Annotated in this window: 8 protein-coding genes; 5 read left to right on the top strand and 3 right to left on the bottom strand. The window is 45.6% G+C overall.

The features are described 5' to 3' along the window. The coding region (locus H6G03_RS37625; RefSeq protein WP_206756674.1) for a hypothetical protein at positions 1 to 189 on the top strand (189 nt) is incomplete at its 5' end. A 38-nt stretch (positions 190 to 227) separates the two neighbouring features. Here the strand turns inward: H6G03_RS37625 and H6G03_RS36085 are convergent. From H6G03_RS36085 to H6G03_RS36095, 3 genes are all read right to left on the bottom strand, one after another. Next, positions 228 to 1,559, bottom strand: coding sequence for a sensor histidine kinase (locus H6G03_RS36085; protein ID WP_190475579.1), 1,332 nt, complete (start codon positions 1,557 to 1,559; stop codon positions 228 to 230). A gap of 300 nt (positions 1,560 to 1,859) precedes the next feature. Further along, the gene (locus H6G03_RS36090; RefSeq protein ID WP_190475588.1) at positions 1,860 to 2,912 is read right to left on the bottom strand and encodes a GGDEF domain-containing protein; all 1,053 of its coding nucleotides are present in this window, start codon (positions 2,910 to 2,912) and stop codon (positions 1,860 to 1,862) included. Between the two features lie 464 nt (positions 2,913 to 3,376). Continuing rightward, entirely contained in the window at positions 3,377 to 3,847 is a 471-nt protein-coding gene (locus tag H6G03_RS36095) for a hypothetical protein (protein ID WP_190475590.1), read from the bottom strand. 698 nt (positions 3,848 to 4,545) lie between these two features. Between H6G03_RS36095 and H6G03_RS36100 the strand changes: the two genes are divergently transcribed. The 4 genes from H6G03_RS36100 (at position 4,546) to H6G03_RS36120 (ending at position 9,494) form a co-directional block, all read left to right on the top strand. Then, positions 4,546 to 5,655, top strand: coding sequence for an RRXRR domain-containing protein (locus H6G03_RS36100; protein ID WP_190475592.1), 1,110 nt, complete (start codon positions 4,546 to 4,548; stop codon positions 5,653 to 5,655). Between the two features lie 56 nt (positions 5,656 to 5,711). Continuing rightward, positions 5,712 to 6,740 (top strand): permease, encoded by a 1,029-nt coding sequence (locus tag H6G03_RS36105; RefSeq protein WP_190475594.1) that lies wholly within the window; start codon positions 5,712 to 5,714, stop codon positions 6,738 to 6,740. A gap of 84 nt (positions 6,741 to 6,824) precedes the next feature. Beyond that, positions 6,825 to 7,877, top strand: a complete 1,053-nt coding sequence (locus H6G03_RS36115) for a TIGR03943 family putative permease subunit (RefSeq protein WP_242057020.1) — start codon at positions 6,825 to 6,827, stop codon at positions 7,875 to 7,877. An 87-nt stretch (positions 7,878 to 7,964) separates the two neighbouring features. Further along, positions 7,965 to 9,494, top strand: a complete 1,530-nt coding sequence (locus H6G03_RS36120; protein WP_190475598.1) for a hypothetical protein — start codon at positions 7,965 to 7,967, stop codon at positions 9,492 to 9,494. Positions 9,495 to 9,563: the final 69 nt, after the last annotated feature.

The raw sequence follows: 9,563 nt of genomic DNA on the forward strand, positions 1-9,563 counted from the left end.
TGGAGACAGGCGACCACGAAAATTAACTTGCGATTAGGAGGACAAGTTCCTCCTTCCTTTGGAAAATTCCCAGAGTCAGAGCGAGTCGCAGCGAAAGTTCAAAATGCCAACACTAAGAACTTGGATGTTGTACCAATTTGGGAGAGCCAAGTGGAGGTTTCATCGCATTTTGAACCCCCGTCCCTTTAGGGCTGGGGTGGCTTCAGGAAACTGGCATCAAAAACACTTTAACTCAGCGGTAGCAAAATCTCAAATTCTGTGCCGACACCCAGATGCGATCGCAAATTCAATTTGCCGCCATGCTTTTCTGTCACGATTTGATGACCGATCGCCAACCCCAGTCCCGTCCCTTTCCCGACAGGCTTAGTGGTAAAGAAAGTTTCAAAAATCCGCCCCTGAATTTCTGGTGGAATACCCGGCCCGTTATCGGCAATGCGAACGGCAGCCCAAGAACGATTTTCTAATTCTACCACCTGAGAAACAATTTCAATTCGAGGTTTCCACTGGCTAGCCGCTTTCTTATTCGATTCCTTCTTATCCATCAGTGCGTCGATCGCATTGCTGATAATATTCATGAATACCTGGCTCAACTGACCTGAGTAACAAGGCACTGGCGGCAGGTCGCCATAATTTTTCACCACTTCAATCGTGTATTTTACCCGATTATGCAGAATCAACAGAGTACTTTCAATACATTCGTGCAGATCGATCGCTTTTTGACTTCCCTCTCCCATATGGGAGAAATTTCGCAGGCTATTGACTATCTTGACTAATTGCTCTGTCCCTATCTTCATACTGTCAATCAGCTTCTGCATATCTTCTTGTAAAAACTCAAATTCTATTTCTCTTTTAATTTCTTCAACTTGCGGTGGTTTTTCTCTAATTGTTGTATCGTAAGCTGAAATTAACTTGATTAAATCTTGGCTGTAATTTGATAGGTATTCTAAATTTCCCGAAATAAAATTAACTGGATTTAAAATTTCGTGACCTACCTCAGCTACCATCTGTCCTAAACTTGCCATTTTTTCCGTTTGCATCATGTGCAACTTTGTTTGCTCGTGCAGTAGCCGCGTTGTCAGCTCGTGAATATGCGATTGGGCAATCAGCAATTCATGAACGTCTAATAATTTGTAAACTGTCGGCTCAATTTCCACCACAATCGGTTCGTATAGCAGCTCGGCAGGCCGCTGCAAAGACCGCCTCGCCGCCATCACAATTAGAGTATCGTCAGGAAAAATTAGCACATCTCTATGAGCCAATACATATAAACACTTTATCGGTCGCTTTAAAAATAATTCCAATCCGTAAGGTCGGCTCATACATTCTAAAAAACGCCGCCGGGAAATCATACCTGCAAACTGACTTTGCTCCACCAAAATTACTCCCGGCAGCAGCGGATTATCTTGAAATGCCTGTGCTACTTCGCTACCCGGACGATCGTTCTCTACACTGAAATCATACAGAGGCAAGTCTTGAAGCGTTGATTCCAGACTGAGGTCTTTTTTTTGCGAACTTGGTTGAACTGACATTTCCAGGGATGATTGTTTGAGAGCGAACATAAGCCTATGCCTCAATCAGTTCTTTTAATTGGTATAGTAAGATTCATATTCTACTTTATCATTATATTTTTTATTTGAAAAAATCTTTTATTTAAAACTTAATAGGCTAGAAAAATTAACCTTAAAAAAAACCTTTTTTAACCTAAACTTAACCTAATCAAAAATTTCCTCTTTTAAGTATTGATAATTTATACATCAATTAATTAGAAAGTATAAATATTTGTGAATAACGCATAAAATATCGATATCCGGCATTCCCAGCGATGAGATCGACTTGAGGCAGAGTAATGGCAGGAGCTCTTAAGCGCAGATGCTAACGCGATCGCGTCCGGATGCTTTAGACTCATAGAGAGCGCGATCGGCTGCTGCAATCAAGTCGATCGGAATCGATCCGGGTTCCGGAACCATAGTTGCGACACCCACACTGAGAGTGACATAAGGCTCAACACAAGAATTGATGTGGCGAATTTGTAGCGCTTTAACATTCATTCGGATTTCCTCTGCTACGCGAACAGCACCGGCAGCTGGGGTATTGGGTAAAATTACCGCAAATTCTTCACCTCCGTAACGCGCCACCAAATCCGCCGGTCGCTTCACCGCCGCGCTAATTGCATAAGCGACTTGTTGCAAACAAGCATCTCCCCCTAAATGACCGTAAGTATCGTTATAGTCTTTAAAACAATCGATATCGCATAGAATTAAAGAAAGTGGTGCTTGTTCGCGAGCGAGTTCGTGCCACTTATTGTCCAGGTATTCGTCAAATCGACGACGGTTAGCCACTTTTGTCAAACCGTCAGCAGTAGCGAGACTGCGTAGTTCGTGGTTCGCTTTCTCAAGTTCTTGATAAAGTTGATGAATTAGTTGAGATGCTAATTCGTGAATATGCGATTGAGCTACCAGTAATTGATGAGCATCTAAGAGTCTGTAAACCGTCGGTTCAATTTCCACCACAATCGGTTCGTACAGTAACTCTGCCGATCGCTGTAAAGAGCGCCGCGCCGCCATCACAATTAAAGTATCGCTTGGAAAAATTAAACTATCGCTATTCGCTAAAAGATATAAAGATTTAATCGGTCGCTTCAAAAACAATTCCAATCCGTAGGGGCGACTCATGTATTCCAAAAACCGCCGCCGGGAAATCATACCTAAAAGGCGATCGTGTTCTATCAAGATTACTCCCGGCAGGAGAGGATTGTCTTGAAACGCCTGCGCTACTTCGCCTCCACGCATATCGCTGCGTACACTAAAATCATAAAGCGGCAACTCTCCCAGCGTTGACTGCAAACTTAGTTCCCGCGCCTGGGATATCGGTAGAACTGATAACTCGGAAGAGATCTTTTTTGCAACAACCATTAAGCAATTCCTCAGTCAGCTCTTAGAGTCTATATTGCCAGATGCTCAAAGTACCCTTTTACACCCCTTTTTTTTTGTTTTTCTACACAGAGGTAGAAGCTCTTTGCTTGCTCCAGCACAAGATGGCGTACTATTGCAGATTAATGCCGGAATGCTATATTAGCGTATTCTCACTTTTGCTTAAGTAAAACTATACACAAAATAATATATACTAAAAAAGTTAAACAAATAATAACTTTTCATTAAAAATAAATTAATTATTTCTTAACAATATCACTGTGCAACGAGAAACCGTTCTTTTAGAATCTCTAGGCAAAAGTTTACGTAGGAACATTTTGTACCCGTTCCCCCGCTCCTCCGCTCGGAAAAATTAGCATACAAAAAACTAAATGACCAAAATAAACAGATCGTTTTTGAGGGTAATTTAATTCTTCAAAAAACCTCACGCATTGAAATTTTTACCCTCAAGGCATTACCGCAAAAAAGAAATCATCCAAAGTAAACGGTACACAAGAGTGAAACTCGACTTTAGCAATGCCAGATCGGTTCAAATCTAGCTGCTGCGGGCAAAATTCCGATTGCTCATCCGCTAAATTGGTTCCCTGACTTATCGTGCTAGTCTGGCCGAGGAAATTCCCATCCCGGTCATAGGCGCTTAAAACAACAATTCTGGTACTGCAAACAAAAGCGCCGACCCAGCTGCTGGGTTTGTCAAAAAAAGCATTTAGGCTCATCATATTTCCCATCGGCATGAGAAGTTTCGCTCCGGATTTAGGCGTAAATGCTGGGTTAGAAGGCTCTATGGCGATCGCACTGCTGAAATGAACGCCGAAGTGCCGATACTGGTCGGTCAGACGCTCAAACGGCCTCAAATTCTCGAAATCAAGCCGTATCAACTTTGGACTGACAAGTTCCATCTGGGCTAGTTGCAACATAATAAGCTCAGTCTAAACAGCCTCAGTAAATGACTACAAAATCCAAGTAAATGATTCCCTCTAATCTTTGGGCAAAATTTATGCTTATCTTCATCATCTCTTTACAGGCTATCCGTAAATTCCCCCGCTCCCTTCGCCCGTGTGGGTGAAAACAGCCGTACAGTCTTTCACCAGTTGTGATGGACAGGGCGATTAGACATCTCCAAAAATTCTTGTGGGGTAGGCATCCTGCCTGCCCTTTGAGATTCTTTTGGAAAAGATGACTATTGAACACTCTTGAAGGCTTGACCGATGCTCTGACAACTTACTACTTATGACCGCACCCAGAGAAAAGAAAGGATAATAGCTCCCCCAAACCCCCTCAAATAGTTAAAATGACTTCACAAACGCTTAGAGATTGCGGCTGCTGGGGCGGCTTAAAAATATTGCCCCCCACGAGCCAACTATTAGAAAACGCTGCTTGCCACTAATCGATTCAACTACCCCGCCCTAAGTAGAGGGCGGGGATTGTGAGGGGTAAGTCTCACAACGCAAGTGTTGAATAGCTCACGGAGACACAGTTTGGCACGAACTACCGAATGCTTCCCCAGTTCGGTCTATCTTCAAGCCCTCTTATCAGTGGCGTTGGGTCAAGCCAAGACATCCTGACTGTGTTGAGCGAGGGGACTTAAAACTGCTACTCGAAGGATTATCTCTTTATGCGAGTACCTGTATTATCTGCATCTGGGCAACCGCTAATGCCAACCAAGCCAAGTCGGGCAAGGCGATGGCTAAAAGCTGCTAAAGCCAAGGTTGTCTATAACGACCTCGGGATCTTCCAAGTCCAGTTAATTGAATACCCGAAAGGTGAAAGAACGCAGCCAATTGCTGTTGGTATCGATCCAGGTAAACTCTACACGGGAATCGGCGTTCAGTCAGCTAAGTTTACTCTCTGGCTGCCACATCTTCAGTTGCCGTTCAAAACAGTTCGAGAGCGGATGGAACAACGGCGAATGATGAGGAGAGGGCGTAGAGGTCGTCGAATCAACCGCAAGATTTCGTTCGACAAACGCGCTCACCGCCAGCAGCGATTTGACAATCGACGCCAACGCAAAGTACCTCCCAGCATCAGAGCTAATCGCGAATTGGAATTGCGAGTAATTGGCGAGTTGTCGTCAATTTACCCGCTTACCGATGTCGTTTACGAAATCGTAAAAGCAGTAGGCGACAAAGGATTTAGTCCTGTTATGGTCGGCCAGAAATGGCAACTTAAAAACTTAGAAAAGTATGGAGAAGTCAAGCAATACGAAGGCTGGCAGACGGCGAATACCCGCTGCTTTCTTGGATTAGAAAAACAGAAGCATTCCAAAGGGGATGCTATCCCGGCCACTCATGCAGTTGATGGCACAGCATTAGCCTGCCAAGCATTTATTCGGTATGGCATTGTTGACCGTCAAACAATGGGTTGGATTGGCGAAGTTCGGATTACGCCAGCACCATTTACGGTGATTCGCCGCCCACCAATTTGCCGCCGTCAATTGCATTTAATGGTTTCGAGCAAAGGTTGTATTCGCCGCAAGTATGGCGGCAGTGTTACTCGGCATGGTTTCAGGAAAGGCGATTTGGTAATGGCAACTCAAGGCAGCAAAACGCATCAGGGCTGGGTAAGCGGCGATACCGAAAAACAGGTTTCTGTTTCAGACCGAAACTGGAAACGGTTAGGTCAGTTCAGTAAAAACAAAGTCCGTTTGGTACAGCGAAGCACGGGTTTAATCGTGCTGCCAAACCGGAGATTGTCAAATTTGATGGCATCGAACCATCAAATTTGACAAGCTATCCCTCTCCGGCCTGCTTCGCTGAGGCCGGAGTCTCCCGCAATAATCAGATGAATCAATTCCAGAATGCTTTTACCCTATTCCTGAGTTTGCTAGTAGAGGCGATACCGTTCCTGCTACTGGGAGTTCTGTTTTCAGGTTTGCTGCTATTATTTATCGATGAACGCTCCTTAAGTGCAGCTATGCCTCGCAATCCTTTACTGGGAGCTTTAGCCGGAAGTTTAGCGGGCTTTCTGTTTCCGGTTTGCGAGTGCGGCAATGTGCCAGTAGCGCGGCGGTTGCTGATGCAGGGGGTACCCGCACCGGTAGCGATCGGATTTTTACTCGCAGCGCCGACAATCAATCCGATCGTGATTTGGGCAACTTGGACAGCATTTCGAGATCAACCGGAAATTGTTGTGCTGCGCGTAGTATGTTCCCTATCCATAGCCACCATTATAGGCTGGATATTCAGCGCTCAAGCTGACTTGCGACCGCTGCTACAAAAATCCACCGCCTGCGCTGTCCCACCCCCCAAACGCGCTTGGTCTGAAATACCTAACCGAGAAAATGCCAGTCCAGCTTTATTGCAATCCGGTACTTTTTTACTGAGTGGGCCCGGTAAAGTCCTCCGTATGGACAGCGCTTCATTCCCCATGACCGCAGCTCCCGCCAAGGTAACAAAACCGATGAAATATCGCCTGCGTCTGTTTCTGGACAATACAGTGCAGGAACTGCGCGAATTAGGGGCAGTATTAATCGTAGGAAGTGCGATCGCAGCTTCTATTCAAGTCCTGGCTCCTCGCGAAATTATCCTCAGTTTGGGTCAAAGTCCGATTACATCGATCTTAGCCATGATGGTATTGGCAGCAGTAGTATCTATTTGTTCGACAGTCGATTCGTTCTTTGCCCTTTCCTTTGCTTCTGCATTTACCAGCGGTTCCTTGTTAGCATTTCTGGTGTTTGGCCCGATGATAGACCTCAAAGGTATTGGGTTGCTGCTGTCAGTCTTCAAACCAAGGGCGGTAATTTATTTATTGGCTCTCGCAGCTCAACTTACCTTCTTGTTTACTTTGCTTTATCAATTTGCTTTTGGCTAATTGCTGTGTGGCAAAGCTCACAAAATTCCAAATTGAAACTATTCAATTTGAAATCTAAAATCTGAAATTCCGCTCTTTTCACCGATGACAATCCAAAATCCCAAATCCCAAATCCCAAATTCCTTACTGCGCTGGTTAGATGTATTGGCCATCATTGCCTGGGGCATATTGCTCCTGAGATATTGGCTTACGGGCAAGTTATATTTGCTCATTCATCCCGATTACTTTTGGTTGGTAATCGCAGCAGGTTTTATGCTGTTGGCGATTGGCTCTCTCAGAGGTCTTTCGCTCCTATTGAATCCACAAAGGAACAGATATCAATCTGACACCGTACAAAATAGTTGGCTCGTGGGGCGACTGGACAATATTGCCGCTCCACAAGTTAGAAAGACATTAATTGCCTCTGTACTTTGGTTAGTAATTACAGCTGGCGGGCTGATGCGCCAACTCTTCGGTTTCAAGAAAGAATCTTCATCGCGGCGCGATCGAACTAAAGAAAATCAACCCTCTGCTTTCCCTCCTCCCCTCTCCAATTCCCAAGCCCAACACATTTCCTTATTTCCCCCAGGTTGGAGTACCGCTTTGCTTTTGACAGGGGCGCTCTTGGGTTTTACGATCGCACCCCGACCGTTTACCAGCCAAACCGCATTATCTAGAGGCATAACCGATTCCTTGACGATGACCCGATCGCAACCCCAAGAATTTCGGAGTGCCAAACGCCCCGAAGAGCGATCGCTCATAGACTGGGTAAGAACTTTAAATGCCTATCCAGAACCCGACGCTTATACCGGACAAAAAGTGAAAGTGCAGGGTTTTGCCGTTCATCCTCCAGAATTACCCCCAGAATACCTTTTACTTTCTCGCTTTATACTTACCTGCTGCGCCGCAGATGCCTATCCGGTAGGTTTACCAGTTAAACTGGGCAAACAAAGCATCAACACCCAAACTTCTGGCTCAGAATCTGGGTCGATCGACACGGATACTTCGTCCCAACTCCGCAGAGACTTCAAACCCGATACATGGTTAGAAGTGGAAGGTGAGATGATCACCGAAAACTTCGGCGGTAAACGCCAATTGACTATTCAGGCAAGCTCGGTCAAACTAATTCCCGAACCTAAAAACCCCTATGATTATTAGTTATTAGCCATCCGTCATCACCTATTAGCCATTTGTGAAAAGCTAATGAGTAACGATCGATCGCTAATAACCAATTACCGATCGCCAATGACCAATCAGAAATTCAAAATCCCAAATTTAAAATTCATAGAGCCGCTTGACCGGGTTGCTATTACAGTTATGCTCGTCCTGACTGCGCTCATTGGGCTACTGTTATTCCAAGGTGATGGATCGGCTCCCCGCGTGCGCGATTTTAACTGGCAGGATAAACAAATCGGCGTTGAAGATAACCGCTTTATCCTGACTTTTAACCGCCCCATGAACCATACCAGCGTGGAAGCAAATTTGCAAATCGATCCACCCCTACCGGGAAAATTTAGTTGGGCGGGACGGAAAATGGCATATACTTTAATCGCACCAGCCCCCTACGGCAGCGAATATAAAGTGCAGTTGCTCGGAGCAAAAGACAGATTTGCTTCGCCAGAAAAAGGAACGCCAATCCAACCTTTTACAAGTAAATTCCGCACCCGCGATCGCGCTTTTGTTTACCTGGGTGTAGAAGGAAGTGAAGCCGGACGCTTGATGTTAGTCAATCTCAGCGCTCCAGAACCAAAACCGATCGCCCTGACCCCAGCAGATTTATTGGTGAGCGATTTTAAGCCTTATCCCGACTCGCGTCGCATTTTGTTTTCCGCAAGCGATCGCCGATCCGCAGGTCAAGCAGTACTGGAACAAAATCTCTACACAGTGACGACCGGTATAGATCCGCAATCTCCAGGCTCCCAAGCGACAAATCCAGAACCAGCCGGTAAAATTAGGCTGATTTTAGATAATAAAGACTACCAAAATCTCAAGTTTGACCTGTCGCCGGATGGAAAAACAATTGTAGTGCAGCGGATGAATCGGCGCAATCCATCGGATTTTGGCATTTGGATAGTGAAAATGGAGCGATCGGATCGTCCCATAGCCAAACCCCTGGAAGGACAACCGGGAGGGGATTTTTTGATTACGCCTGACAGCAAAGCTTTAGCGATCGCGCAAGCAGAAGGATTGGCGATCGTACCCTTAGAAGCACCCCAGGATAAACCTCTCGATTTTTTGCCCAAATTCGGTACAGTGGCTAGTTTTAGCAGAGATGGTACTCAAGCGGCGATGGTGAAATTTAACACAGATTACACGCGATCGCTGTATCTAGTAACCAATCAGGGAATCGAAAAAGAACTTTTGCGAATTACCGGCTCAATTTTAAGCGCCCAATTCGATCCTACCGGGCAAACTCTTTATTGTTTGCTCACCAAACTTATCTCCGGCGAACAGTACCAAGAACAACCATATATTGTCACCATCAACCTCAAAACATCTGAAATGAAACCCCTCTTGGTACTGCCAAATCAGCGACAGGTGCAAATCAGTCTATCACCTGATGGTATTGCCCTCCTATTTGACCAACCTACTACAACGCCCATACCGGTAGGACAGCAGTCAGATGCTCCCCGAACGGATAGCGGCGAAGCCGTTACTTCCAGCAGCCTCTGGCTACTACCTGTGATTTCTGCTGCACCCACAGAAGCAACGCCTGCCCAAATGCAACCGGAACAGCTTCCCCTGCCTGGTTTTCGTCCCCGCTGGCTCCCCTAAGAGGGGTTAGAGGTTAGGGGTTAGGGGTTAGGGGAGAGGAAAAAGAGAAAAGGCAAAAGATTTATTCTC

The organism is Aerosakkonema funiforme FACHB-1375 (genome assembly GCF_014696265.1).
Classification (GTDB): domain Bacteria; phylum Cyanobacteriota; class Cyanobacteriia; order Cyanobacteriales; family Aerosakkonemataceae; genus Aerosakkonema; species Aerosakkonema funiforme_A.

Coding starts and splice junctions, on each gene's coding strand:
- H6G03_RS36100 (WP_190475592.1), top strand. CDS start 4,546: ATGCGAGTACCTGTATTATCTGCATCTGGGCAACCGCTAATGCCAACC.
- H6G03_RS36095 (WP_190475590.1), bottom strand. CDS start 3,847: ATGTTGCAACTAGCCCAGATGGAACTTGTCAGTCCAAAGTTGATACGG.
- H6G03_RS36090 (WP_190475588.1), bottom strand. CDS start 2,912: ATGGTTGTTGCAAAAAAGATCTCTTCCGAGTTATCAGTTCTACCGATA.
- H6G03_RS36085 (WP_190475579.1), bottom strand. CDS start 1,559: ATGTTCGCTCTCAAACAATCATCCCTGGAAATGTCAGTTCAACCAAGT.
- H6G03_RS36115 (WP_242057020.1), top strand. CDS start 6,825: ATGACAATCCAAAATCCCAAATCCCAAATCCCAAATTCCTTACTGCGC.
- H6G03_RS36120 (WP_190475598.1), top strand. CDS start 7,965: ATGACCAATCAGAAATTCAAAATCCCAAATTTAAAATTCATAGAGCCG.
- H6G03_RS36105 (WP_190475594.1), top strand. CDS start 5,712: ATGAATCAATTCCAGAATGCTTTTACCCTATTCCTGAGTTTGCTAGTA.